The sequence below is a fragment of the Methanotorris igneus Kol 5 genome (genome assembly GCF_000214415.1).
Classification (GTDB): Archaea; AGJL01; Methanococci; order Methanococcales; family Methanococcaceae; genus Methanotorris; species Methanotorris igneus.
Genome location: NC_015562.1, coordinates 815,840 through 842,704 on the forward strand (window position 1 = coordinate 815,840; position 26,865 = coordinate 842,704).

The window sequence follows — 26,865 nt, forward strand, 5'->3', positions numbered from 1 at the left end:
AAAACTACCTGTGCATTCTAAATGCACAAAACCACAAATTTTATATATGAGAAAAATTATTGTTAATTTTGCTTATGTGGGCCCATGGTCTAGCTGGCTATGACATCGCCCTTACAAGGCGAAGGTCGCCGGTTCGAATCCGGCTGGGCCCACTAATTTTATTTTTTATCCCATTTAATTTGTACATTTGAATATATTATATATAGATATAGCATTTAAATTCAAAACTTAAATTCAAAAAATAAAAAAGAGAAATAAGCTTTACTTATTTTTGTTGTTGTTCTTGTTGTTCTTTTTGGATTCTTGCAAGTTCTTTTTCCAATTCTTTCTGTATTTTTCTTGCAACTTTTATTGTGTTTTCTATCTGTTCTTTACCTTTAGCTTCTGCTTTTTCAATATCTTCAACACTCTTCTTAAATTCTTTGATAACTTCATCAATATTCTTATCGACAAAAATATTAGCCCCTATCCCAACAATGACTTTGTCTTTTTCTAAGACTTTAGCTTTTACAAATGCTCCAGCACCTATTGGGAATAAAACTTCATCATTTTCTTTGATTCCTTCCAATGTCTCTATTGCTTTGTTTATTTCATTCTTCATTAATCCTATGTTCACTAACTCTTCCTGAAGTTTTTGTATTTGTTGGTTGTAGGTTTCCAATACTGCAAGTTTTTGCCTTATTTCTTCCTCATTCATTATTTCACCAATTTTGAATTTTTTTGTAATACTTTAATAAGTATTTACAATACCAAACTGAAAGTTTTGCTCAACCTTTTTTAAAGGTTTCATTATAATACTAACTTTTAACTTTTTAGAGCGATAATTATATATAGTTTTATATATCACATTTGTCATTATTAATAATTAAAGATTATGTTTTGGTGGTCTGATGAGGTTATTTGGGGTTATTGGTTATATCGTTGTGCTTTTAAAAGCTATCGCTGAGGCATGGGTTGATGTGGTAAAGAGATGTATAAATGGAGATATAAACCCACAAGTTATCGAGATTGAAACATCAATAAACAGTTTAATTGGACAAGTTTTATTAGCATGTAGTATAACAATAACTCCAGGAACATTAACAATAGATTTGATCCCAGAGAAGAGGATTTTAAAAGTTGCTACAATAAGTCCAAGGACAAGAGATGAGATTATTCCTTTTGAACCATACATAAAAAAGATTTTTGACTGATGTTATCGAGCTTAAATTCTTATTTTTTTATAGCCATAAATAAAATTTTGTCTGTATCATCTTAAATACCAACAAATAAAAATCTGCCATTATACGGCAAAACTTTGTTTTGCCATTAAATTTTGATTTTGAATATAGTTGTGTGCGGAAATGATATACGGCAAAACCTTCGGTTTTGCCATTAACCTATACGGCAAAACTCAGGGTTTTGCCATTAATTTTTAAACTTATTTATACACTAATGAATTTCAAATAGTAATTATTCTTCCTTAAAATATACGGCAAAACCTTTTAGGTTTTGCCAAAAAATTTGAAATGGCCCACAATCATTGAAAATTTGCTACAGCATATTTCCAGATTATACGGCAAAACTTTTGAGTTTTGCCAAAAGATATACGGCAAAATCCCTTGGATTTTGCCAAAAAACCTTTCTAACGCACACAACTATAATAAAACCATAATGATTTTCCAACGGTAATTTTCCACTTATTAACGTCCGAGACTATAAATTTACAACATAAAAAACGCTATTAGAATAATTTATTGGGTAGTATCATTAAAGAACGTAAATTATATTTATAGTTACTTGACAATTAATGTCAGTTAGTCTATATTCTAACTTATAGCCAATGGATTAAACTATGTTAAATTTCCAAATTTCAAAATTTAATGGATTATTCAAAACTCTTTACGTTAATATACCACTGGAATATTTTTGAAAGTCAAAAAATTGTGATTATGTGATAAAATGGGGTTTGAGTATTTAACAAACCAAATTATTGTTAAGGATAAGGACTATGAAATGCCATTTTCAAAAGGAATCTTAGCGAGATCTTTAACTGCTGCAGGATTAAAACCAAGTATTGCATATTCAATAGCAAGAGAAATTGAAGGAATGTTAAAAGACGAGGGAGTAAAAGTAATCAGTAAGGATGAACTCAGAAGAAGGGTATATTATTACCTCATTGATAAAAACTACTACCACATAGCAGAGAAATATTTACTTTGGAGAAGAATCTTGAAAAAACACCCAATAATAATACTGATAGGAGGAGCAAGTGGAGTAGGAACTTCAACAATTGCCTTTGAGATAGCATCGCGACTCGGAATCCCAAGCGTTATAGGGACTGACTCAATAAGGGAAGTTATGAGAAGGAGCATATCAAAGGACTTAGTCCCCATGCTTTATGAATCGTCATACACTGCATGGAAAGCAATAAGAACCCCACTACCAGAAAACTGCAATATATACATTACAGGATTTGAAAGGCACATTGAGCCAGTTTTAATTGGGGTTGAGGGTATTATAGATAGGAGTTTAACAGAAGGTTTGAGCGTCATCATAGAGGGAACCCATTTAGTTCCCGGATTTATAAGTGAAAAATACACAACAATGCCAAACATCATATTCATTGTTTTATCTTTGAGTTCAGAAGAACTTCATAAGAAAAGATTTTCCGCACGGGCAAGGGTAAGTAACAGGCCAATGGAGAGGTATTTAAAACATTTCAAAATCATTAGAATGATAAATGATTATATTGTAGAGCAGGCAAAGAAAAATAACGTTCCTGTGGTGGAGAATGTCTCAATTAGCCAAACTGTTGAAAAATGCTTAGAAATTATAACGGAAAGATTTATGAACTTAGATGATGGAAATGATGATGACTTTTAAACTATAATTTAAAATTATCATAAATGAGCCGATGAATTAATATTTATTTTTTCAATAATTCTCAATAAAAAGAATATACTACCAGTGAGAACTTATGAAATTGTTTAAAAGAGAAGACATTATTGGAATTGTGCATGAATTGGGTTATTTGATGATGATAGTTGGATTTTTAATGATTGTTCCCATATTTGTAGGGATATATTACAATGAAAATTATGAAAACTTTATTTTTTCAGCGGCATTCTCTATTTTTGTTGGGGCTTTACTTAGGGGTTTAACAAAACCAATTGAAATAAAGTTAAAGCATGCAATGGTAATTTCTGCAGTTACATGGCTAATGGCGTCTTTGCTTGGGGCTTTGCCTTTTTATTTTGGGATTGATTATTTTTCCTATGTTGATGCGGTTTTTGAAAGCATGTCTGCATGGACCACAACAGGATTCAGCTTAATAAATAATGTTGAGGCAATGCCGCACACAATTCTATTTTGGAGGAGTTTGGAGCAGTGGATTGGTGGAGTTGGAGTTTTGGTTATGATGATAGGAATTTTAATGAGGTCTGGAACCGCTGCGGCACTGTTTTATAAGGCAGAGGCAAGAGAAGAAAAAATTTTACCAAGCACAGTGAATACGGTTAAAACAATATGGTGGATTTATTTGCTATACACAATCCTTGGTATCTGTGGGCTTTATTTGAGTGGGCTGTCTCTTTGGGAGGCAGTTAACTTAACCATGTGTGGGATTTGCACTGGAGGGATGAGTGTAAATAATTTAAGTTTCCCATACAACACAATGGCAAAAGTAATAATGATTTTAATTATGGTTATTGGAGGGGTTATTTCATTCTCAATCCATCACAAAATTTTAACGGGAAAGAGTTTTAGAGACATACAAACGGATTTTGCTGTGAAGATATTTATTGTTGCTTCCATTATTGTGGCAATATCTTCAAACACTGATATTATTGATGCCCTTTTTACCGTTGTATCTGCAATGACATCAACTGGATACACAACAATAGACATAAAGGGATTAGACAACTTATCAATTGCAATATTGATATTTTTAATGGCTATTGGTGGAGGAGCTGGAACTACAACTGGTGGAATAAAGATTATCAGGTTTTTAGTTATGGTTAAGACATTTTACTATGAATTAAAGGAAATCTTCTTTCCACCATCAGCAGTTATTCATGAGAAATTAGGAAATGTTGTTTTAGATTATAAGGTTATAAGGGAATCTTTTGTTATAGGTTTTGTGTTTGTTATGCACTACATCTTTACAGCAATGGTCTTTATAGCACTTGGATACGATCCATACAAGTCAATATTTGAGGCTGTCTCTTTAACATCCAACATAGGAATGTCTATGGGAATTGTAAATATCAATATGCCATTAATTGGAAAAATAGTTGGAATCTTAGCCATGTGGATTGGAAGATTGGAGATATTGCCAATATATGTTTTTGTTCTACTGCCAATAGTGAATAAAATCAAAAAATTAAAATAAAAACCTACATACTTGGAAATTGCCAATAAAAATATTATAACGAAAATTTTAAATACCATGTCAATACTCTTATTGAAAATTATATGTTGTGTGATAATATGACAAAGCAAAATAAACCTAATTGCATGTGCATTTGTGGGAAAAAAATTGCCCTCTCTTTAAAAAGAAAGAGGTATTCAAAAAAATTATTAACCTATAGGATGTTAAAAAAATACAACCTATATCCTTCACCGGCTCTAACTGTTGACGGCATTGTTGAGATTGACAACAAAATCCTGCTAATAAAAAGGAAGAAACATCCATTTAAAGATTTCTGGGCTCTTCCAGGGGGATTTGTAGAGTGTGGTGAGACGGTAGAGGAGGCAGTTGTTAGGGAGGTTGAGGAAGAAACGGGATTAAAAACAAAAATAAAAAAATTGCTCGGCGTTTATTCAAACCCAAACAGAGACCCAAGAGGTCATACGATTTCAATTGTTTTTGTTTTAGATGTTGTAAGTGGAGAAATCTCAGCAGGAGATGATGCTAAAGATGCAGGTTTGTTTGACTTAAACAACTTGCCAAAACTTGCTTTTGATCACGAAGATATAATAAAAGATTATCTAATGAACAGATAGGAGGGAAAACATGATAGAGTTTTGTCCAAAATGCAAAAACATAATGTTACCAAAAGGTGGAATGTTAAAATGTACAGTATGTGGTTATGAGATGGAATTGAAAGAGGAAAACACAACCTATGAATTTAAAGAGAAAATTGAACACAAACAACCAGAAGTTACCGTTATTGAGCAAGTTGATACCCTTCCAACAACACGTGTAGAATGTCCAAAATGTGGGCACATGGAGGCCTCTTGGTGGCTACAACAAACAAGATGCGCTGATGAACCAGAGACAAGATTCTATAAGTGTAAAAAATGTGGGCATACATGGAGAGAATACGATTAATCCTTTTGTATTAATCTATTTTTGATTTTTTGGAATTAAAACTATTTTTAGAATTTTGGCTGACTCATGCTATTACAATTATTAATTTATTCAAATATACAATTGTATTAAAAACTTTTCACAAAAATAGAGGTTGTCGAAAAATTATTTCATCAATGAATTTAAATATTACTCTCTAATACTAATAACTCTCATTAGTGTTAAAATATTATGAACGATTGCTACTGCTAAAGTAGCTCTACATCTACTTTCAGGTAGTTTTTCATTTAGAGTTAATCTAAATTTAGTTTTTAGCCCTCCAAATATCGCTTCTATTACCCCTCTAATTTTATACAGTTTCTTATCAAACAATTTTTTAACTTTCTTTCTGATTTTAGAAATACCGTAATCCCATTTAAACTCTTTTGTTTTAACTATTGGAATGAGGTCTATAGATAACAACTCTCTAAGTAAATCTTCATCATCGTAACCACCATCCAACAATATTATCGCACCTTTCACAAAATCTAAAGATTTTATCATTTTTAGTAAGTTTTTACTGTCTGAACTATATCCATTATCCCATTTTACCATAACAATCGAAATTAATCCATAATCTTTATAATAGCAAGCTAATACGTGCATTTTGTCAAAAACCCGATACTTTACCTTTTTTATTTCATTATTCACAACTCTGATTCTTTCACAATACACTCTTAATAAATGGACTCCAGTGGAATCAGCTATGTAAATTATAACCGATGATTTTAACGAATTAGCAATAATTAAGTGTAATCCAACGATTATTTTAGTTAAATCGCTTATTTTAATCCTCTGAAAAGCTTTTCCGTATGTGGAGCTATCTATATGCTTTTTATGTAAATAATCGGAAAGAGTTTCTAAATCTCTTAAACTAATTCTAAAAATGTGTTTTATTATTAGAGTAGCTATATATTCATTGTAACTTATAGCTAAAGGCCTTCCTACTTTGCGTTTTTCTTTATATGGAAGTAAAATATTTATAATAAATGAAACAAAATCATAAGTGTACTTAATATTGAATATCTTAAACCTCTTATCGTAGGCTTTCCAGTATCCTTTTCTTTTGGTTTTTCTGCCGCTCATAATTATTATTACTATTATTTATAGTATTCGTATTTTTCGACAACCTCACAAAAATAATAAGATTTAAGTACATAAAACCCAAAAATAACAACAGCAAAATTTTTAGTTGTGAGAGGATGAGGAGAGTAGTTATCGCTGGAACGTCAAGCATGGTGGGAAAAACAACAATATCCACAGGAATAATGAAGGCATTGTCTAAAAAATACAATGTCCAACCTTATAAAGTAGGGCCCGACTACATAGACCCAACATACCACACAATAGCAACAAACAACAAATCAAGAAATTTAGATTCTTTTTTTATGAGTGGGGAGCAAATAAAAGCACTCTTTAAAAAACACTCAAAAGATAAGGATATAAGTGTCATTGAAGGCGTTAGGGGATTATATGAGGGAATTTCCCCATACAACGATATTGGTAGCACTGCATCAGTGGCAAAGGCATTAAACGCCCCAGTTATATTGCTAATGAATGCAAGGAGTTTAACAAGAAGTGCTGCAGCAATTATAAAAGGATTTAGAGCATTTGATAGCCAAGTAAATATAAAAGGCGTTATATTCAACATGGTTAGGGGAGAGAAACATATAAAAAAATTGGAAGAGGCAGTGAAGTATTATATTCCCGATATTGAAATTATTGGGGCAATTCCAAGGGATGAATCATTGAATGTCCCACAAAGACACCTCGGTCTAATCCCAACACCAGAAAATAAAAAAGCATTAGAGGAAAAAATAAACCTCTGGGGGGAGATTGTTGAGAAATATTTGGATTTGGATAAACTTGTAGAGATTAGTGATGTTGATGATTTTGAAGTAAACGGAGGAGAACTTTGGGAAATAAACAAAAATAAATGTAAAATTGGAGTAGCGTATGATGAGGTATTTAACTTCTACTATTGGGATAATTTTGATGCATTGGAAGAGAATGGGGCAAAGATAGAGTTTTTCAGCCCTTTAAATGATGATGATATTCCTAATTGTGATATTATATACATAGGAGGGGGTTATCCAGAAGAGTTTGCTGAAAAATTAAGCAGCAACAAGGACATGCTTGATGCGATAAGGAATTTTGATGGGAAGATATATGGTGAATGTGGGGGTTTAATGTATCTAACAAACTCAATTAATGGCGTAGAGATGCTTGGCCTTTTGGATTGTGATGCTGTTATGACAAAAAACGTCCAAGGACTGAGCTATGTTGAGGGAGAATTTGTAGAGAACTGTGTTATTGGAAAAAAAGGTTTAAAGTTTAGGGCACATGAGTTCCACTACTCAAAATTAATAAACATTAGAGAAAAAATCTTTGCATATAAAATAAATAGGGGGAGAGGTATAATAAACAGTATGGATGGGATTAAAAAAGGTAATGTGTTAGGAGGTTATGCTCATCAGCATTGCGTAGCCAATCCTTACTTCGCTTCAACAATGGTAAATAGTGTTGATGAATAATGTGGTTGATATGAAAAGAGAATTTTGGGAGAAATTATCGTGGTTTTTTGGAATAGGTTCATTTTTATTAATTTTTATAGGACTCTGTTTATCTCTGGGGCTTTTAAAAGATATTCTGGTAAATGCAGGTTTTGATAGTAGTATTGGGGGTATTCTAATAAACGCAGGGGTTGGCTTTGCTACTGCTTCAATGATGGTGTATGTTGCATTACAAGTTAGGGAAATTAGAAAAGACAGGGATTTGTCATTGAGAAAAGAACATACGGAAGAATTAAGAAAAAAGGTTGTAATGCCGTGGATTGAGGAGTTAATGACAATAAATGACGCAAAAAAAGATTATTCACCCTACCCAAAAAAATATTATCCACCCTACCCAAAAGTGAAGATAGGAGTACCTTACAAAGGAGAACCTTTTGAAGTTGAAAGAATAGAACCAATACTTTTTGAAGATTTTTTAAAAAATCATGCTACTGAAGAATTAAAGAATGCACACAAAAAATTTAAAGAATCTTCCAAAAAATTATATGAATCAACTGAAAAATTAAAAAATAATATAGAAAAATTCCTTAAAGAAAACAGAATCGAGATTTTAGAGTCTAAAGAAATATACAACATCATAAAATCTAATAAAATTAATGATAAATCCAGAGGAATATACTTTAAATATGAGACATTAGGGTTCTTTTTAGATAATTTATTGAAAGAAACCAACGAAAAGATAGAACTTTCGAAGAGTTATAGAAATAATTATCCAACATTAAAATTTTATTACAAAGATAATAAAGGAAATTCCACAGTGTATGGAGAATGTCTTTGTATGGAAATAACAGAAGAGAAAATGCGATATATTAAAAACACCATTGGAAATTTACTAAAAGAAGCAAAAGAAAAGTTTAAAAATGACATCAAAGAAATCCATAATTTGATAGATGACATAAATAACAACAAAAAAATCATGTATGAAGAATTAAAGAAATTTGAACATAAGAGAATTTATGATGGAAACTGTGAATATATAAAATATCCTTAGATTTAGATAATGATAAAGGGCGATTGCATGAATAGGGTTGAATGCATAATAAAACATGGCATTGAATTGGCTTATGATATAGATGCAGATGTATTGATGATATTTACAGAAACTGGAAAAACATACAAAATCCTAAAAAAAATGTTAAAAAATTGTGAAAACAATAAAAACAGTGGAAAAAATCGTTCATTTAAATTCATTTCATTGAAAAATCTTCCCAACATTGACAAATTAAAAAATAAAAAACTAAAAATTATCGTTACCACTCCAAATAAAGATACATATAATTGGTTATTAAAAGAAGAAGGAATTATCCCAGTATTCTTGAGGTATAGGGATGATGATAGATATTCATTAGTTAAACATGGAGTTATTACATCACTTGAAAAGAATTTGCTAAATAGTGATGATATTGTCGTTGCAATTGTTGGAATCCCAAAAACACCTGGTGGGATAGATACAATAACAGTTGTTGAAGTTAATAGGCACACTACATCTTTAAAATTGTATGAACTTTTAAAATCTGTGGATGATATCGAGAGAAAAACCATTGAGCAAGTTTTAAATATCGCCTTAGAACTTGGAAGAGAAGGGAGGGAAGGAAGACCAGTCGGAACGATATTTGTTATTGGAGATACGCTGAATGTTATGAACCAATCTCAACAGTTAATACTAAACCCATTTGCTGGACATAATGCAAGTATATTTGATGAGAAGGTTAAAGGAACAATAAAAGAGTTATCTCCGATTGATGGGGCATTTATAATCACCGAGGACGGAAGAGTCATTGCAGCGGGGAGGTATTTAGAGAGCAAAGCAGATAACATAAAACTCCCATTAGGACTTGGGGCAAGGCATAGAGCTGCAGCTGCTATATCAAAAAACACCGATGCTATTGCTATAACAGTATCAGAAAGTGGTGGTATTGTTAGAGTTTTTAAAGATGGGGAGATTGTGTTTGAGGTAGACCCCCGCTCAAAATCCATAGCATATTTAAGATAAATTTTTTATTTGTTTATGCTAAATTACTATTTTCATATTGGGTATTTGTCATACCATTTTAACCAAAATTACCAAAAATATTATCAATTAAATTATTTTTAGGAGGGTAATAATGACACTGGCAGAGAAGATACTATCAAAAAAATTGGGTAGAGAGGTTTGTGAAGGAGAGACAATTGAGGTTGGTATTGATTTAGCCATGACGCATGATGGAACAACCCCTTTAACAGCAAAGGCATTTAGAGAAATGGCTGATAGGGTTTGGGATCCAGAGAAGATTGTTATCATTTTTGATCACAACGTACCTGCAAATACAGTAAAAGCGGCAAATATGCAAAAAATAGCGAGAGAATTTGTAAAAGAACAAGGTATAAAATACTTCTATCCAGAAGGAGAAGGAATTTGCCACCAAGTTTTAGTTGAGAAGGGACACGTAAAACCAAACATGATTATTGCTGGTGGAGACAGCCACACGTGCACACATGGGGCATTTGGAGCATTTGCAACTGGTTTTGGAGCAACAGACATGGGCTTTATTTATGCAACGGGAAAAACATGGATAAAAGTACCAAAGACCATAAGGGTTAATGTTGTTGGGGAAAATGATAGAATTACTCCAAAAGATGTCATTTTAAGAATATGTAAGGAAGTTGGTAGGAGAGGGGCAACATACATGGCATTAGAGTATGGTGGGGAAGTTGTCCGAAGGATGGATATGGAAGGAAGGATGGTTTTAAGCAATATGGCAATTGAGATGGGTGCAAAGGTAGGGTTGATTGAGGCAGATGAGAAAACTTATGAGTATTTGAGAAAAGTAGGAGTTAGTGAAGAAGAAATATTAAACTTAAAGAAAAATGCAATAAGGGTAAATGAAAACGAGGAGGACTATTACAAATTTATAGAGATTGATATCACCGACATGGAAGAGCAAATCGCTTGCCCTCACCACCCAGATAATGTTAAGGATGTTTCAGAGGTTGCAGGAACACCAATTGACCAAGTATTTATTGGCTCATGCACCAATGGAAGGTTAAGTGATTTAAGGGTAGCGGCAAAGGTCTTAAAGGGCAAAAAGGTTCATAAGGATGTAAAATTAATCGTTATTCCCGCATCAAAAAAGGTATTCTTAGATGCTTTAAAAGAGGGGTTAATTGAGATATTTATTGAGGCAGGGGCTATGATTTGTACTCCTGGTTGTGGACCCTGCTTAGGTGCTCATCAGGGTGTTTTAGCTGATGGAGAAGTTTGTTTATCAACAACAAATAGAAACTTTAAAGGTAGGATGGGTAATAAAAATGCTGAGATTTATCTATCATCCCCTGTCATTGCAGCAAAGAGTGCCGTTAAGGGATATATTACAAATGAGTAATGTGGTCCCAATTTATACCACAGTTCTTATTAAAAATTTAAATATTTGCAAATGTTGAGGACAATATAAATATAAATGTTTAAATACTATGACACTCTCCGCCTAAAGGCGAAAACCAAATGGTAAAATTAATAAATAAATATTTATAAAAAATTATCAATGGTAAAACTTGTTTGATAAGTAATGATGTTTGAAGATGAGCGACATACTAATAACCATAAATAAGTGATATTATGGAAGAAATTATCCAAAAATACGGGTATATAATATACAATAGGGGCGTTGAATATTATAAAGATAAACGTGTTCAACAGGTGTTAAAGTTTAAAAATAAATTATATGGCAAAGTTATGGGAAGTTTTGTTTATGATGTTGTAGTTGATTTAAAAAGTTTGGAATCAAAATGCTCTTGCCCGTATGGTCATAATTGCAAACATGGCGTTGCTACAATTTTATGTTATATGAATAATGAATATGTAGATGTAGATAAGATAGTTGATAAGTTGAAATGCGTAGATAAAGAAAAACTTCTTGATTTCATATTAGAAAAAATAGGGCGTAATCCAGAGTTTGCTCTCAATTTTGTTGGTTTATTGGATGATGGCAGTGAATTATCTTATATTTATAAACGTGTTAAAAATAAATTACTTACATATATTGCAATTATGAAATCTGGGACGTATATTGACAAGAACACTGCAAAGGAAATCGGAAATTTTTTATTAGAAAATAAGAACTTTTTATCAAAAGAAGATTTAATTGAATTTTTAGAGGTTGTTATTAAAGAATATGAGAACTATGGTGGATTTTATGATGATTATACCGACTATTGTTATGAAGAACTTGTTTTAGAACCGTTAGGGGAGGTTTTATTTGACAAAGATTTGGAATGTGAGGACTTAGTAAGAATATTTAAGTTATATGATGAGGATGATTATGGTTTAATGGAAATCATATATGACAAATTTTTAAAAAAAGCAGATAAATTTTCAAAATGCGTAGAAATGTTAAAAGATTATTTGGATGAGTATGATTACATAGAACTATTAATAAAGTTAGGTAAAACAGACGAAGCCCTAAATCAAATACATAAAAGCAAATTGGAAAAAAGTATTAACTTTGAATTATTAACCGAAATTGATGAAAATAAAGCAATAGATTATGGCATAAAAAATAAACTATATGAAAATGTTGTTATGCATTATTATGGGAAAAATTACTACGATAAAATTGTAGAGTTGTTTAGAAAATATGAATTAGCCGATTATGTATCCGAAATTGTGTATAATTCCATTATTAAATCAGAGCCCGAAGATGAAGAGGATTTACTAACTAAATTATTTTTCAAAACAAAAAATATTGTGGTAAAATATAACATCGCTATGAAGTTAAATAACAAAGAGATGTTATTGGAAGTATTTAATAAACTTTGTGAAAAAGGAAGATACAATTACTATGATTATGAGTTTCTAAATGTGGTGAATAAACTTTTATTACAATTTAATGAGAAATCCATAATAAATAAATTAAAAGATATAATTTTAGAACACATTAATATGAAAACTCAGTGGTCTTATGAAATGGCTGTTGAGTTATTGGATATGATAAGAAAATCTGACTATGAAACATTTAGAGAGATGTTGGACTACATAAAAAAAGAACATTATAGAAAAAGAAACCTTATGGCATTAATAAATAAAAAGAAATGGTTTTAAGCGATATTATGAAAGGAAATAAATTTTGTTATTTTTTATGCTAAAATACTGTAAAATTAATAACTATTTTAAAAATAATAAATTATAAAAGTAAGTAAATAAAAAAATAAATTATATATTTTTTAGGTGGTTTTATGAAGGAAGGTTGGTCAATAAAACCATACCATAAAGTTATATTTTTAATATTGGCATTGATGTTTATAACTCAAAGTTATGCATATCTAACAGTTAAATACTCAATACTTGAAGCTAATGGTATTCCATTAAGTAGCCCGTATAATTTTACAGTATTGGTGTCTAAAGAAAATACCATAACTAATCCTATAGTAGAAGAAACTCCATACGCAAGGTTTGTGATTTATGTTGAAAATAAAAATGATGAATGGAATTTATACACAAATGCTACAACAATAAACGGTTATTCTTCAATTAAATACAAGGCTGAGTTATTTAATGCTTCAGGAGAACATCCAGCAGGAGTTGATAATAATCCTACAACAGTGTATGGAGATTCTGATGGAGAATTTTGGTACTGGGGAGGAATTCCTGACTCAGATTTTGGTTCTAATCAAACACCAGTAAAATCCCCAATTCCTTTAGGGGCAGTAATTTTAACATTAATAATAATTCCACTGATAACTTTAAGAAGAATGGTAAAGTAAGGAAAGTCAGAAAATTTTTATTTATTTGGTGATTTTTATGAATATCAATGAAATTAAAAGAAAAATCCTTCCAATTCTATTAAAATATAATGTAAAGAAAGCATCAATATTTGGTAGTTATGCAAGAGGAGAACAGAAAGAAACATCCGATATAGATATTTTAGTTGAATTTGGGGAAGGGAAGAGTTTATTGGATTTGGTTAGATTAAAGTATGAACTTGAGGAAGTTTTAGGAAAGAAAGTTGATATATTAACTTACAACTCGATACATCCACTTTTAAAAGAGAGAATTTTAAATGAAGCGGTGAATATATTATGAAAAAAGATGTAAAAATTTATCTTAACCATAATATTCCATGGAAAGAATTTGCTGGGATGAGGGATATTTTAATCCACAAATATTTTGGAGTGGATTTGAGTTTAACTTGGGAGGTTGTTAAAAAGGATATTCCAAATTAAAAGAGAAGATATTAAAGATTATGAATGAGTTAGATTAAATAATTCCACTAATCACTTTAAAAATGGTGAGAAAGTGAAAAAGTTAAAATACAAAATAAATCAAAAAATTTATTATTTATGTATAATTTTCTTCTTTATAAGTGTGTCTAAAGTCCATGCTGAATGGGATAATGAAGGAACATATGAATTTGATATTCCAGATGGTCACTACTATTATGTTGTTTTTAATGTAACCAATACAAGTTGTAAAGGTTATTTTTACTTAAATTCGCTTTCTTATTCAATTGAGGGTGGATCATCCATATCAACTTTCTCAAATAATGGTATCTATAAACTTACATTTAAAAACGATAAGTACTATATGATTAATGTCTATACTCAAAATAATCATACAACTATGAATATATCAACAAAAGATGGACACCATGTAAATTTTTTAGTTTATGATGAAAATGGTACGTTAGTTTATCCATCACAAAATCCACCAACAACTACTACAACAAATCCACAAAACGATGATAGTTCATCATCAACAAAAACCCCAATTCCCTTAGGAGCAATAATATTAACATTAATAGCAATTCCATTAATAATATTAAGAAAAAAGGTGAAATAGTGAGAAAACTTTTACTTACTTTTTTATTTTTAATTTTATTTTGTGGATGTTTAAATAATACCAAAATTGCCGATGATAAACCAAATATAAATAATAAATTAAACATCGACAATTTTTGGGTTTATTACGGCTCAAACAACATAGAAAAACTTTCAAGGTATGATTTAGTTATTATCGAACCATACAACTACAAAAAAGAAGACATTCAAAAATTAAAGTCATTAAATCCAAACATAAAAGTTATTGCCTATTTAAGCATTGGAGAGGTTAGTAAAGATAGACCTTATTTTAAGGAATGCCAAAAAATAATAGTTGGAAAAAATCAAAATTGGAACTCTTATTATATAAATATCTCATCCCCAATATGGCAAAAGATAATTTTAAATGAAGTTAAAAAGTTTAAAAACATGGGATTTGATGGCGTGTTTTTAGATACGGTCGATAGTGCAATCTATACAAATCAAAAAAAGGAGGTTATTGAATTAATCAAAAAAATTAGGCAGGAAAATTCAAATATCCTAATCATCCAAAATAGAGGTTTTGAGGTTGTTGACAAAACTGCCCCATACATAGATGGAGTTCTTTTTGAGGATTTCACAACATACTATGATTTCAAAAATAAGAAGGCATATTATTGGAAAGGTAGTGATCTAAATTGGATAAATGCCCAAAGTGAGAAACTAAAAAATTTGAAGGAAAAATATAACTTAGTTATTCTAACTTTGGATTATGTCAATGATATTGAGATGGCCAAAAAATGTATTGAGCATGCTAAAAAATACAACTTTATCCCAATGACAACAAAGGATATTACTTTAAATTCAATTAATTAACTTAAACTAATCTTTCTTTGCAACAACGCCGATATAAGAACCAAAATTCTTTAAAAAACTCCTATAAATGAATTTGTCAATAAAAGTATTAGTTATGTTTGCTCCAAAGGTGTACTTTACCTCAAAATTATGCTTTTTTAATGCATCTTCGATATCTTTGAGCGTGTAAAATTTTGTCTTTACCTTTATTCTCTTTCTATTTGAAAATCTAACTAACTCCCCTTTTTTGTTTTTTATTGCCTTTATGGTCTTCTTTATGCCTTTCCTTTTTATATTTCTAAGAATCCATTTTATATCATAAGCGTTAGCAACAGTAAATATCAAAATTCCGTCTTTTTTTAGGATTCTTTTCATTTCCTTTAATGCTTTATCCAAATTTACATGATTTAATGCTCCAAAAAAGGATATTACACAATCAAAGGTGTTATCTTTAAACGGCAAACATTCCGCATTTCCAACAACAACTAATTTATCTGCCTTCTTATGTGCTATTTTTGCCATTTCTATTGATATATCTAATCCAACAGCATTATTTAACTTTTTCAACTGCTCTCCACTTCCACATCCAACATCCAAAACAAAAAACTCCTTTTTAATCTCTTTTGATATGAGGGTATTTTCCACTTCCCTCATCCACTTCAATTTCTCAAAACTATATACTTTATCATACTCCTTTGCCAATGCATCATAATATTTCGCCAGTCTCATATTCCCACGAATCCCAATGAAACTTTTAGAAAAAGTTAAGCAAAACCTAAAACGGTTTAGTTGAATAATTAACTTCCCTGCAACATAATGTTGCAGTAGATGCAACCAAAATTTGACATCTTCTCTTAAATCATCTCACAAATTCCAATATAGGATGTCCTAAGGTATAGTCGTTCTACAATTAGATGATAGTTAACATAACTCTAATTTAAATTAAAATTTTGTTAAATTACCTAAAATTTAAAATTTGATATTATGGACAGTGCCGTAATTTGTAGAACGACTATATACAACCCTATCAAAATTATTATGGTTCCACTTATTAATGGAAGTTTGTTTATTTTTTCACTTCCAGCATATTTTTGAATGAACTCTTTACTCTTGATAAATAAGACAGATAAAGTTGTCAAACTTAACGCCAACCCTATACTGAAAACTACCACATAAATCAGTCCATTTAAAACATCTCCCTCCACAATTGAAAATAAAAGGACAGCCAATGCCGCTGGGCATGGGGTTAATCCAGCAGATAAGCCAATGGCAATAATTCCTTTTTTTGTATCTATTTTGTGCTCATGTGGATGGAAATAGCCATTCAAAATCCACAATCCCACGCCTATTAGTATTGCTCCCCCTATTACACCCATCAAATCATGAGCAATACTTGCACTTACACTTTTTATCAGATAAATCGACAAAATGCCAAGCATAAACACAACAAAAATGTGGGATAAGGTTATTGTTACTCCCAATGTTATAGCATCTTTAATATTGGCCTTAGTTCCCAAAACGTACGCTGCTAAAACACTCTTTCCGTGTCCTGGTTCAAGTGCATGTAACATGCCGAGTATAAATGCTGTTGCAGTGAAAACCAACTCCATGAAAACCACCTTCATAATTACTATTTAAATAACTCGAATTAATGTAATACTTAATATCATTATGTTGGGGATTATATTTAAATAATTTATTACTAAAAAAGAAAATTTAATCAATATTAAAAATGCCTTTAATTATTTTGAATATGAAAAAATGTGAAAAAATTAATAAGAATCATACCAAATCATATTATTAAAGAATATTTGACTAACTATAAAAAATCGTTAAGTATATATAGCAAAATCAAGTTTATAGTAATCAAGTTAATTTCTCTTGAATTAGTGGGGTGATAGTTTGCACATAATGGAAGGTTTCCTACCACCAATGTGGTGTGTGTTTTGGTATGTTCTTTCAGGTATTGTAGTGGTTTATGGAATAGTGCAGTTGAATAAAATAATGAAAGAAAATCCTGAATATAAGCCATTAATAGCACTTGCTGGAGCATTTATGTTTGTTTTGAGTTCCTTAAAGATGCCATCAGTTACGGGAAGTTGTTCCCACCCATGCGGTAACGGTTTGGGGGCTGTATTGTTTGGACCTGCTGTTACTGCAGTGTTAGGGGCTATTGTATTGTTATTCCAAGCGTTATTGTTGGCTCATGGTGGAATAACAACACTTGGAGCTAATGATTTTTCAATGGGTATTATGGGTCCATTTGCAGGATGGTTAGTTTGGAAAGCGTTGAAAGGAAAGATAAACTCAACATGGGCTATAATGTTGGCAGCAATCTTTGCAGATTGGGTAACTTATGTAACAACATCAATTCAGTTAGCTTTAGCATATCCAATACCTGACTTCAGTTCAGCATTTGCAAAATTTGCTACAATATTCGCAGCAACTCAAATCCCACTGGCAATTGCAGAAGGTTTATTAACGGCATTTCTATGGGACTACATAAAGATGTTAAGACCAGACATTTTGTTGAAGTTAGGGGTTATTGATGAGAGTGAAGTTCCAAATGTTTCAGTATCTCCAAGTGGAGGTGAATAAATGGAAACAAAACACATACTAATGCTTCTTGGTGTTGTTATCCTTACAGTTGTGCCATTGATTATGTATGCAGGTCATGGGGAAGATGATGGATATTTTGGAGGAGCGGATGATGCAGCAGAAGAGGCAATTACTCAATTAGACCCAAACTATGAACCATGGTTTAAGCCAATCTGGGAACCACCAAGTGGAGAGATTGAGAGTTTGTTGTTTGCTTTGCAGGCGGCAATTGGTGCAATAATTATAGGTTACTTTATAGGATACAACAAAGCAAAGAGAGAACTTGTTTCTCAACAATAAAACCCAATCCAAACTTTGATTTCATTTTATTTTTATTTAAAAAATTTACACGGTGGATAAATTGATGCAAAATATTATTGACAATATAGCCCACTACAATAAATTGAGGATGGTTAATCCAAAATTAAAGGTTATTTTTGCAATATCATCTTTGTTGGTTTGTGTTTTTTCCAAATCTATAGTAGTTCCCATTATCGTTGCGTTGATTATGATTTATTTAACATTGTTTAGGGCAGGCGTTCCAAAAAGCATTTATTTAAAGTTGATGTTTGCACCAATTGGCTTTGGTTTGATAACTTTGGTATTGATGGCCTTTATGTTTGGATATGTTAAGTTGTTTTCATTTGAAATTTTTGGATTTAAAATTCCAATCTATAAAGATGGTATCGATTTGGGGCTTTTGGTTTTTAGTAGGATGCTCGGCGGAGTTGCATGCATGTTATTTTTGGCATTAACAACACCAATGACAGAGCTGTTTTATGTTTTGAGAGAATTGGGAGTTCCAAGTTCTGTTTTAGATATTGCGATGATGATGTATAGGTATATATTTGTTCTTTTGGAGGAGATGATAAGGGTAGAGAATGCCCAAAAAACAAGGTTGGGGTATAGAAATTTAAAAACAACATTTAAATCATTGGGGATGTTGGCATCAAACCTATTTATAAGAACATGGGAAAGAGGGGAGCAGTTATTTATAACTATGAGTTCAAGATGCTATAATGGAGATTTAAAGGTATTTGGAAAAATAGAGAATCCAAAGTCAATTTATATAGTAGGAATAATATTATTTGAAATATTTTTAGTAATAATTTCTTATTTAACAATGAATTTTAAGCCCTTTTAAGTTAATAAGAATCAGGATAATGTGGTATTATGGGTAATGTAAAAAATAAAGGACTTAGTTCTAGAATTAGAAAAAAAATTCTAGAAAGGGATGAATATAAATGCAATATATGTGGACACAAGTATTTACAAATACATATTTTAAAAAACGGAAATTTAAGTATATTATGCAAACAATGTCACTATAGAGCACATATCTCCGATAAGATTAACGAATATAGCAATTTTCTTTTTACAGTTGTTCAAAAAATTTTAGAAAGTAAATTAGTTATTACAATAAATTCAAAATCAGAAAATATATTGATTTATAACAAGGACCTTATAAAAGACGTTGTGTTAAGGAAACTAAAATATGTTCTATCTCACAAAATTACTAAAATAATTATGGAAGAGATTGATAAAGATATAGAAACAGAACTTAGGGTTGTCTCTGAGGATATAAAAGAACAACTAATTTTAAAAAACCGCCATAACTGTGATAAATGTGGATATTCTTATTTGGAAATACATCACATTGATAAAAATTCAGAAAATAATAATTTTGAGAATTTAATAACACTGTGTAGAGAATGTCATAGAAATATCCATTATGATTTATATCAAAAAACAGGCGTTGGTAATGTGGAAAAGGGTTTTAATTTTCTTTTTAGTAGAATATATGAATATATAGATTCACATTTAAATTTTGAGGATTCTGTTATTGTGGATGTAAAATCGTCTAATAATGAGAGTATTGAAATAGAATTTGATAATATTGAAAATCTTAACCAAATATTCGGAAATAAAAACATTGATGACATTTTTAATGAATTAAATAAAAAGATTTCAAATTATATTCAATATTTAATCCCAATAAATTAATTAGGTGGAATGATGAACATAATCGAAACAAGAGATTTACATTTTCAATATCCAGATGGGACGAAAGCGTTAAATGGTATAAACTTTATGGCAAAGAAAGGAGAAATGATTGCCTTATTGGGACCAAATGGTGCGGGAAAATCAACGCTTTTTTTACACTTCAATGGAATTTTAAAGCCAACAAAAGGAGAGGTTTTAATCAAAGGAAAACCAATAAAATACAACTCAAAGGACTTAATTGAGGTTAGAAAAACAGTAGGCATTGTATTTCAAAATCCAGATGACCAGTTATTTGCCCCAACGGTTAAGCAGGATGTTGCCTTTGGTCCTTTAAATTTAGGTTTGAGTGAGGATGAAGTTGAAAGGAGAGTTAAGGAGGCATTAAAAGCCGTAGGAATGGAGGGCTTTGGGGACAAACCTCCTCACCATTTAAGTGGTGGACAAAAAAAGAGAGTAGCCATAGCAGGAATTTTGGCAATGGAGCCAGAGGTTATTGTTTTAGATGAGCCAACGGCAGGATTAGATCCACTCGGGGCATCTCAAATTATGAAATTATTATATGATTTAAATAGAAAGGGAATGACTATTATAATATCAACCCATGATGTTGATTTAGTTCCAATTTATGCAGATAAGGTTTATGTTATGAGTAAAGGACAGATAATAAAAGGTGGTACTCCAAAAGAGGTTTTTGAAGACGTTGAGACAATAAGAAAGGCAAATTTAAGATTACCGAGAGTTGCCCATTTAGTTGAGATTTTGAGGGATAAGGATAAATTACCTATTGAGATGGGCTTTACTATTGGGGAGGTTAGGAGGAATTTAAAAAAATACCTTCAAGAAACACACGAATAATTCGTAATTCTTCTTTTTTCTATTTATCTTTAATACTATTTAATTTAATTTGGGATAACCATGAGAATAAAATATCAAAAAATTGGGGACATTTTAATTGTTAAAGATGATCTAAATGAGGAAGAAATAAAATATCTCGTAGAAAAAACAAAATGTAAGACAATTGCAAAATACACTGCCCAAATAACCGGAGATTTTAGAACTCCGCATTTAAAAATCCTATATGGGAAAGAAACAGAAACCATCCACAAAGAACATGGGTGTTTATTTAAGATAGATGTTAAAAAAATTATGTGGAGTATGGGTAATATTAAAGAGAGAGAAAGAATGGCAAAGATTGGCAATAAAGATGAGGTTGTTGTAGATATGTTTGCTGGGATAGGGTATTTCACCATCCCCATGGCAAAATATTCAAAGCCAAAGAAAATTTACGCAATTGAAATAAACCCAGATGCATACCATTATCTATGCGAGAACATAAAACTGAATAAATTGGATAATGTTATTCCAATTTTAAGCGATAATAGGAAAGTTGAGTTAAAGGACATTGCAGATCGAATAATAATGGGCTACGTCCACAAAACACACAAGTTCTTAGATAAAGCCTTTGAATTTTTGAAAGATATGGGAATTATCCATTACCATGAAACAGTAGCAGAAAAAATTATGAAGATTAGACCTATTGAAAGGTTAAAATTCTATGCAGAAAAAAATAACTACAAATTGGTTGATTATGAAATACACAAAATAAAAAAATACGCCCCTGGAGTTTGGCATATTGTCGTTGATGCAGAATTTGAAAGAATACAAAAAAAATAAAAAAATTAAAATTAATCTAATTAAAGATTATTTTCTTTTAATTATTTTCTTTTTATTTTTATGAAATCTCCAAGGGTCAACCCTTCATCTCCACTACTTACACTATAATCTATGTCTCCTTCTTCATATAAACTTATGCCCAACTCTTTCTCCAATCTTTTTACATATTTTTCTTCTGGCTCCAATTCATTTCTCTCTATTTTGTGGAGTGTAGAGACCTTAATTCCTACACGTTTTGCAAGTTCTTCAATAGTTAATCCCTTTTTCTCTCTAGCTTCTCTTATGATATCACCATAATCTTCAACAAGTGTCTTTAAATTATCAAATAAATCTCTGTAAGGTCTTTTAGGTTTTTTTGTAGATGTGGTTTTTGATGTTGAAGTTTTAGCAACCCCCAGCCTTGAATAACTTTTTGGAGTGACTCCAAATTTCGCACATTCTTTACATACGGCCATTTCAGCCCCTTCAATCCTAACTTTGTATAATTTTGTTGTCTCTTTTCCACAAAGTTCGCATATCTTCATATTTAATTCACCTTTTCCAATTCAAAAGAATGATAACAATTAAAATGGCAAAACCTAAAGGGTTTTGCCGTATATATTTTGACCATTAAATATAAATACATAAGCATAGATATTAAATATACTATTTGGGGAATCTATTAATAAAAACTTTGATATTAATAAATTAGAATTTAAAAATTTATTGTTTGGAATTTTCACACAAACGCATATATATTTATTTTCACAGTATATTATTATGGAGGTAAGATAATGACTTACGAAGAATACAATGATATAAAAGAAAACAATGAAAAAATGGATTTAAATGAATTTAAAGAAAAAGCATACATTGCAGAATTAGAAAGTAAACTCTTACGAATGGAAATGGAAAAAAGAGACTTAGAAAGAGAGAATTTACAGTTAATAAAAGAAAACGAAATTTTAAAAAGGGAACTTGATAGATTGAGAGTTCCTCCATTGATAATTGGAACAGTCATTGAAAAAGTTAGTGATAGGAAAGTTATTGTAAAAAGTTCAACAGGACCACACTTTTTAGTTAACGTTTCCCAATTCGTAAATCCTGATGACTTAACTCCAGGGACAAGAGTTTGTTTGAACCAACAAACATTGTCTGTAGTAGATGTTCTTCCAAAAGAAAAAGATTTAAGAGCAATGGCAATGGAAGTTGATGAAAGGCCAAAAGTTTCATTCAGTGATATTGGTGGATTGGCAAAACAAATCCAAGAAATTAAAGAAGTTGTTGAACTTCCATTGAAACATCCAGAATTATTTGAAAAAGTTGGTATTGAGCCACCGAAGGGAGTTCTCTTATATGGACCTCCAGGAACTGGTAAAACATTACTCGCAAAGGCAGTTGCAGCAGAAACCAATGCGACATTTATAAAAATTGTTGGTTCAGAACTTGTGAAGAAATTCATTGGAGAAGGTGCAAAGTTAGTTAGAGATGTCTTTAAATTGGCAAAAGAAAAAGCACCATCAATAATATTCATTGATGAGATTGACGCAGTTGCTGCAAAAAGAACTGAAGCTTTAACAGGTGGAGACAGAGAAGTCCAAAGAACATTGATGCAACTCTTAGCAGAGATGGATGGATTCGATGCGAGAGGAGATGTTAAAGTTATTGGTGCAACAAACAGATTGGATATATTAGATCCAGCAATATTAAGGCCTGGAAGATTCGATAGAATTATAGAAATCCCAGCTCCAAATGAAGAAGGAAGATTAGAGATATTAAAAATACACACAAGAAAAATGAACTTAAGAGATGTAGATTTAAAGAGAATTGCAAAAATGACAGAAGGTTGTGTTGGAGCAGAATTAAAAGCAATCTGCACAGAGGCAGGTATGTTTGCAATTAGGGATGGAAGAGATTATGTCACTATGGACGACTTCTTGAAGGCAGTTGATAAAGTTATGGGCAAAAAGAGCAGAGGAGAAGTCATATCTCCACACTTGGAAGTGTTGTATAGATAAGTTCATCATTATTTTTTATTTTTTATGCTACTATACATTGATAATTTTGCATCTTTGGATTTGTTCGAAATAAAAAATAAAATTACAAAATATACTGTAGGATGAGTTAGAACGGGACTCTGAAGTATCTTCCAGCATATTTTGGATAACCTAACTCTTCCTCAATTCTAATTAATTGGTTGTATTTTGCTGTTCTTTCCCCTCTTGCTGGTGCTCCTGTTTTTATTTGTCCAGCATTTAATGCAACTGCCAAGTCAGCGATAGTGGTATCTTCTGTCTCTCCACTTCTGTGGGAAACAATGACTCCGTACCCATTTCTAAATGCAAGGTTTGCAGCGTCAATTGCCTCACTTAATGTTCCAATTTGGTTAACCTTCAACAACAAAGCGTTTGCAGCACCGACTTCAACTCCCTTTCTCAGCCTGTTTATGTTTGTAACAAACAAATCATCCCCAACAATCTGAACGCCTTTTAATTCTTTTGTAACCATCGCAAAGCCCTCAAAATCCTCCTCATGCAATGGATCTTCAATTGAGACAATTGGGTATTCATCTGTTAATTCCTTGTATAATTCAATTAACTGTTCTCTTGTTAATTTTTCCCCTTTAACAATGTAGTAACCATCCTTGTAGAACTCACTTGCTGCACAATCTAATGCAAATACAATATCATTCTCATAACCTGCTAATTTTGCAGCTTCAGCCAGCAAGTTTAAAGCATCTCTTGCATCTTCAATTGGTGGAGCAAATCCTCCCTCATCTCCAACGTTTATAGCATTTTTTCCGTATTTTTCTAATATAACCTTTTTTAATGCTTGATATGTCTCTGCTCCAATTCTTATCGCCTCTGCTATTGAGTCAGCCCCAACAGGCATTATCATAAATTCTTGGAAATCTAAAGCATTTCCAGCGTGTTTTCCCCCATTAATAACGTTCATCATTGGAACAGGCATAACAAATGAGTTGCAACCTCCCAAGTATTTGTAGAGTGGGAGTGATGCGGTGTCTGCTGCTGCTTTTGCTACTGCCATTGAGACAGCTAAAATTGCATTAGCCCCTAATTTTGATTTGTTTTCAGTTCCATCTAATTCAATCATGATGGTGTCAATTTCTCTCTGCATTCTTGAATCATATCCAATTAATTCTGGTTTTATAATTGAGTTTACGTTATCAACTGCCTCTAAAACTCCTTTTCCACCAAACCTCTTTGATTTATCCCTCAACTCTAATGCCTCATGGGTTCCAGTTGATGCTCCGCTTGGAACAATTGCACTACCAATTCCCCTTCCAAGGGTTAATACTTCAACTTCAACAGTCGGATTTCCCCTTGAATCTAAAACTTCTCTTGCATGAATATCATAAATTTCAAATGAATCATCAACGTGCTTTAACACACTTCCACCTCCGTAATTATGGCATATATAGTCAGTGACAAAACTTTCTGAATTAAATAAGGAATATTTGACTACCTTCCTAATGGAAGGTAGTCATTTTTACCTTATTAATTTTAATACCTTTTGTCACTGACTATAATTATTATTGCTTTTAAGTGTCGTTCCACAAGTGCACTATGAAATACCCATTAAATTTTATTAAATAAAAATTCCACAACTTCTATATTAAATTTGAAAATGAATAGTTTTAATACAATTGTGGAGCGACTACAGTTATAACTTAGTTTCTCTTTTTACTTTGGAAAAATAGCAATCCACAATAGATATCAAACACAGTGTTGTATTTTCTATTAAGCACATTGTATATAAATGTTTTTGCCACCATATATAAACAGAATTAATATTTAGATGTTTAAATATAATTCGAGAAAACAATAAATAAAATAAAAAATAAAAAACTAAAATAATAAAAAACTAAAAACTAAAATAAAATAAATAGAATAAAAAAATAGGGATTAATTGAAGGATTTGCTCAATGGACAATCATAGGCAAACGTCCACGTTGGGCTTGGACGTCATCAATCTCAGTCCCTTTTGGGTTCATCAGGAACATATCATCAGCAAATTAAATAATATAATGCAATGGTGAAAATGTGATAACGGATGCTATAAAAAAGGTCGTTGAATTTAAAGATTTAAATGAAAGTGAAGCAATTGATGTTATGAATGAGATAATGAGTGGAAAAGCCACACCAGCACAAATAGCATCAATATTAACAGCTTTAAGGATGAAGGGAGAAACTCCTGTAGAAATTGCATCATTTGCAAAGGTTATGAGAGAATTCGCCACAAAAATAAATCCAAAAGTCGATAAACTTGTTGACACCTGTGGGACTGGTGGAGACAATTTAAATACATTCAACATAAGCACAACTGTTGCGTTTGTTGTTGCAGGGTGTGGTGTAGCAGTGGCAAAACATGGAAATAGAAGTGTAAGCAGTAAATGTGGAAGTGCAGATGTTTTAGAGGCATTAGGTGTTAATTTAGACCTACCACCAAAGAAGGTTGAGGAATGCATTGAAAAAGTAGGGATAGGATTTTTATTTGCTCCTTTGTATCATTCTGCTATGAAACATGCCCTACCAGTTAGAAAAGAGATCGGAATAAGGACAGTCTTTAATGTTTTGGGACCTTTAACAAATCCAGCAAACGCTGAATATCAAGTTGTTGGTGTTTATGATGCAAGTTTAACTGAAAAGATTGCAGAGGTTTTAAAATTGTTGGGATTGAAAGGAGCTATGGTTGTGCATGGAAGCGGAATGGATGAGATAACAACAACAGGAGAAACAAAGATTTCTGAACTAAAAGATGGAGAGATAAAGACATACACAATAACTCCTGAAAGATTTGGACTTAAAAGAGCAGATATTGATGAATTAAAGGGAGGGGATGCAAAAGAAAACGCAAATATATTGAAAAGAATTTTAGAGGGAGAAGAGGGGGCTAAAAGAGATATTGTTTTGCTTAATGCGGCTGCTACTTTATATGTTTGTGGAGAAGCGAAGTCACTTGAAGAAGGAATAAAGATGGCTGAAAAATCAATAGATAGTGGAAAAGCAATGGAAAAATTAGAAAAACTCGTAGAGTTCACAAACAGTATTTAAAAGT

Annotated in this window: 29 protein-coding genes and 1 tRNA gene; 24 read left to right on the plus strand and 6 right to left on the minus strand. The window is 31.4% G+C overall.

Annotation, left to right across the window (positions count from 1 at the left end; all coding sequences use genetic code 11):
- Window positions 1-78 precede the first annotated feature (78 nt).
- A tRNA-Val gene (locus METIG_RS03930) sits at window positions 79-152 on the plus strand.
- Between the two features lie 113 nt (window positions 153-265).
- Here the strand turns inward: METIG_RS03930 and pfdA are convergent.
- Window positions 266-697, minus strand: coding sequence for a prefoldin subunit alpha (gene pfdA, locus METIG_RS03935; protein WP_013798945.1), 432 nt, complete (start codon window positions 695-697; stop codon window positions 266-268).
- Between the two features lie 193 nt (window positions 698-890).
- Here pfdA and METIG_RS03940 point away from each other — a divergent pair, with 193 nt between their 5' ends.
- The 5 genes from METIG_RS03940 (at window position 891) to METIG_RS03960 (ending at window position 5,314) form a co-directional block, all read left to right on the plus strand.
- Window positions 891-1,193, plus strand: a complete 303-nt coding sequence (locus tag METIG_RS03940) for a monovalent cation/H+ antiporter subunit E (RefSeq protein ID WP_013798946.1) — start codon at window positions 891-893, stop codon at window positions 1,191-1,193.
- Between the two features lie 748 nt (window positions 1,194-1,941).
- On the plus strand, window positions 1,942-2,865 hold the full coding sequence (locus METIG_RS03945) for a 2-phosphoglycerate kinase (protein WP_013798947.1): 924 nt from the start codon (window positions 1,942-1,944) through the stop codon (window positions 2,863-2,865).
- Between the two features lie 94 nt (window positions 2,866-2,959).
- On the plus strand, window positions 2,960-4,372 hold the full coding sequence (locus METIG_RS03950; protein WP_013798948.1) for a TrkH family potassium uptake protein: 1,413 nt from the start codon (window positions 2,960-2,962) through the stop codon (window positions 4,370-4,372).
- A gap of 98 nt (window positions 4,373-4,470) precedes the next feature.
- Window positions 4,471-4,986, plus strand: coding sequence for an NUDIX domain-containing protein (locus METIG_RS03955; RefSeq protein WP_048055526.1), 516 nt, complete (start codon window positions 4,471-4,473; stop codon window positions 4,984-4,986).
- 10 nt (window positions 4,987-4,996) lie between these two features.
- The gene (locus METIG_RS03960) at window positions 4,997-5,314 is read left to right on the plus strand and encodes a transcription factor S (RefSeq protein ID WP_013798950.1); all 318 of its coding nucleotides are present in this window, start codon (window positions 4,997-4,999) and stop codon (window positions 5,312-5,314) included.
- A gap of 168 nt (window positions 5,315-5,482) precedes the next feature.
- On the opposite strand, the gene METIG_RS03965 is transcribed toward METIG_RS03960, so the two are convergent.
- Window positions 5,483-6,418: a transposase gene (locus METIG_RS03965; protein WP_013798476.1), complete on the minus strand. Its 936-nt coding sequence runs from the start codon at window positions 6,416-6,418 to the stop codon at window positions 5,483-5,485.
- Window positions 6,419-6,534: 116 nt separating this feature from the next.
- Between METIG_RS03965 and cfbB the strand changes: the two genes are divergently transcribed.
- From cfbB to METIG_RS04010, 10 genes are all read left to right on the plus strand, one after another.
- Window positions 6,535-7,866 carry a Ni-sirohydrochlorin a,c-diamide synthase gene (gene cfbB, locus METIG_RS03970; RefSeq protein WP_013798951.1) on the plus strand — a complete coding sequence of 444 codons (1,332 nt, stop codon included), beginning with the start codon at window positions 6,535-6,537 and terminating at the stop codon, window positions 7,864-7,866.
- 10 nt (window positions 7,867-7,876) lie between these two features.
- A complete protein-coding gene (locus METIG_RS03975; protein ID WP_157209544.1) occupies window positions 7,877-8,896 on the plus strand; it encodes a hypothetical protein in 1,020 nt (339 codons plus the stop codon).
- A gap of 27 nt (window positions 8,897-8,923) precedes the next feature.
- Window positions 8,924-9,898 carry a diadenylate cyclase gene (locus METIG_RS03980; protein WP_013798953.1) on the plus strand — a complete coding sequence of 325 codons (975 nt, stop codon included), beginning with the start codon at window positions 8,924-8,926 and terminating at the stop codon, window positions 9,896-9,898.
- Window positions 9,899-10,010: 112 nt separating this feature from the next.
- The gene (hacA, locus tag METIG_RS03985) at window positions 10,011-11,267 is read left to right on the plus strand and encodes a homoaconitase large subunit (RefSeq protein ID WP_013798954.1); all 1,257 of its coding nucleotides are present in this window, start codon (window positions 10,011-10,013) and stop codon (window positions 11,265-11,267) included.
- A gap of 233 nt (window positions 11,268-11,500) precedes the next feature.
- A complete protein-coding gene (locus tag METIG_RS03990; RefSeq protein ID WP_013798955.1) occupies window positions 11,501-12,982 on the plus strand; it encodes an SWIM zinc finger family protein in 1,482 nt (493 codons plus the stop codon).
- Between the two features lie 134 nt (window positions 12,983-13,116).
- A complete protein-coding gene (locus METIG_RS03995) occupies window positions 13,117-13,644 on the plus strand; it encodes a hypothetical protein (protein ID WP_013798956.1) in 528 nt (175 codons plus the stop codon).
- Window positions 13,645-13,681: 37 nt separating this feature from the next.
- Window positions 13,682-13,963, plus strand: a complete 282-nt coding sequence (locus tag METIG_RS04000; RefSeq protein WP_013798957.1) for a nucleotidyltransferase family protein — start codon at window positions 13,682-13,684, stop codon at window positions 13,961-13,963.
- Window positions 13,960-14,103, plus strand: coding sequence for a HepT-like ribonuclease domain-containing protein (locus METIG_RS09270; protein WP_013798958.1), 144 nt, complete (start codon window positions 13,960-13,962; stop codon window positions 14,101-14,103). The genes METIG_RS04000 and METIG_RS09270 overlap by 4 nt, the downstream gene beginning before the upstream one ends.
- Before the next feature lie 73 nt (window positions 14,104-14,176).
- A complete protein-coding gene (locus METIG_RS04005) occupies window positions 14,177-14,719 on the plus strand; it encodes a hypothetical protein (protein ID WP_048055527.1) in 543 nt (180 codons plus the stop codon).
- The gene (locus METIG_RS04010) at window positions 14,719-15,552 is read left to right on the plus strand and encodes an endo alpha-1,4 polygalactosaminidase (protein WP_013798960.1); all 834 of its coding nucleotides are present in this window, start codon (window positions 14,719-14,721) and stop codon (window positions 15,550-15,552) included. The genes METIG_RS04005 and METIG_RS04010 overlap by 1 nt, the downstream gene beginning before the upstream one ends.
- Window positions 15,553-15,558: 6 nt before the next feature.
- On the opposite strand, the gene METIG_RS04015 is transcribed toward METIG_RS04010, so the two are convergent.
- Window positions 15,559-16,260 carry a class I SAM-dependent methyltransferase gene (locus tag METIG_RS04015; RefSeq protein ID WP_013798961.1) on the minus strand — a complete coding sequence of 234 codons (702 nt, stop codon included), beginning with the start codon at window positions 16,258-16,260 and terminating at the stop codon, window positions 15,559-15,561.
- A 233-nt stretch (window positions 16,261-16,493) separates the two neighbouring features.
- Complete coding sequence (locus tag METIG_RS04020) at window positions 16,494-17,141, minus strand: HoxN/HupN/NixA family nickel/cobalt transporter (RefSeq protein ID WP_013798962.1); 648 nt, start codon at window positions 17,139-17,141, stop codon at window positions 16,494-16,496.
- Between the two features lie 292 nt (window positions 17,142-17,433).
- On the opposite strand from METIG_RS04020, the gene METIG_RS04025 reads away from it, so the two are divergent.
- From METIG_RS04025 to taw2, 6 genes are all read left to right on the plus strand, one after another.
- Window positions 17,434-18,129 carry an energy-coupling factor ABC transporter permease gene (locus METIG_RS04025; RefSeq protein WP_048055528.1) on the plus strand — a complete coding sequence of 232 codons (696 nt, stop codon included), beginning with the start codon at window positions 17,434-17,436 and terminating at the stop codon, window positions 18,127-18,129.
- Window positions 18,130-18,429 carry an energy-coupling factor ABC transporter substrate-binding protein gene (locus METIG_RS04030; RefSeq protein WP_013798964.1) on the plus strand — a complete coding sequence of 100 codons (300 nt, stop codon included), beginning with the start codon at window positions 18,130-18,132 and terminating at the stop codon, window positions 18,427-18,429.
- Between the two features lie 64 nt (window positions 18,430-18,493).
- Window positions 18,494-19,273: a cobalt ECF transporter T component CbiQ gene (gene cbiQ / locus METIG_RS04035; RefSeq protein ID WP_013798965.1), complete on the plus strand. Its 780-nt coding sequence runs from the start codon at window positions 18,494-18,496 to the stop codon at window positions 19,271-19,273.
- A gap of 29 nt (window positions 19,274-19,302) precedes the next feature.
- On the plus strand, window positions 19,303-20,133 hold the full coding sequence (locus METIG_RS04040; RefSeq protein ID WP_013798966.1) for an HNH endonuclease: 831 nt from the start codon (window positions 19,303-19,305) through the stop codon (window positions 20,131-20,133).
- Between the two features lie 12 nt (window positions 20,134-20,145).
- Window positions 20,146-20,988 carry an ATP-binding cassette domain-containing protein gene (locus tag METIG_RS04045; protein ID WP_013798967.1) on the plus strand — a complete coding sequence of 281 codons (843 nt, stop codon included), beginning with the start codon at window positions 20,146-20,148 and terminating at the stop codon, window positions 20,986-20,988.
- A gap of 60 nt (window positions 20,989-21,048) precedes the next feature.
- Window positions 21,049-21,807: a tRNA(Phe) (4-demethylwyosine(37)-C(7)) aminocarboxypropyltransferase Taw2 gene (gene taw2 / locus METIG_RS04050; RefSeq protein WP_013798968.1), complete on the plus strand. Its 759-nt coding sequence runs from the start codon at window positions 21,049-21,051 to the stop codon at window positions 21,805-21,807.
- 41 nt (window positions 21,808-21,848) lie between these two features.
- Here the strand turns inward: taw2 and METIG_RS04055 are convergent, their stop codons facing one another.
- Window positions 21,849-22,331, minus strand: a complete 483-nt coding sequence (locus METIG_RS04055; RefSeq protein ID WP_013798969.1) for a multiprotein bridging factor aMBF1 — start codon at window positions 22,329-22,331, stop codon at window positions 21,849-21,851.
- Between the two features lie 249 nt (window positions 22,332-22,580).
- Between METIG_RS04055 and METIG_RS04060 the strand changes: the two genes are divergently transcribed.
- Window positions 22,581-23,804: a proteasome-activating nucleotidase gene (locus tag METIG_RS04060; RefSeq protein WP_013798970.1), complete on the plus strand. Its 1,224-nt coding sequence runs from the start codon at window positions 22,581-22,583 to the stop codon at window positions 23,802-23,804.
- Between the two features lie 106 nt (window positions 23,805-23,910).
- Here METIG_RS04060 and eno read toward each other — a convergent pair whose 3' ends face one another.
- Entirely contained in the window at window positions 23,911-25,197 is a 1,287-nt protein-coding gene (gene eno / locus METIG_RS04065) for a phosphopyruvate hydratase (protein ID WP_013798971.1), read from the minus strand.
- Between the two features lie 653 nt (window positions 25,198-25,850).
- On the opposite strand from eno, the gene trpD reads away from it, so the two are divergent.
- Complete coding sequence (trpD, locus tag METIG_RS04070; RefSeq protein ID WP_013798972.1) at window positions 25,851-26,861, plus strand: anthranilate phosphoribosyltransferase; 1,011 nt, start codon at window positions 25,851-25,853, stop codon at window positions 26,859-26,861.
- The last annotated feature ends 4 nt before the right edge of the window (window positions 26,862-26,865 follow it).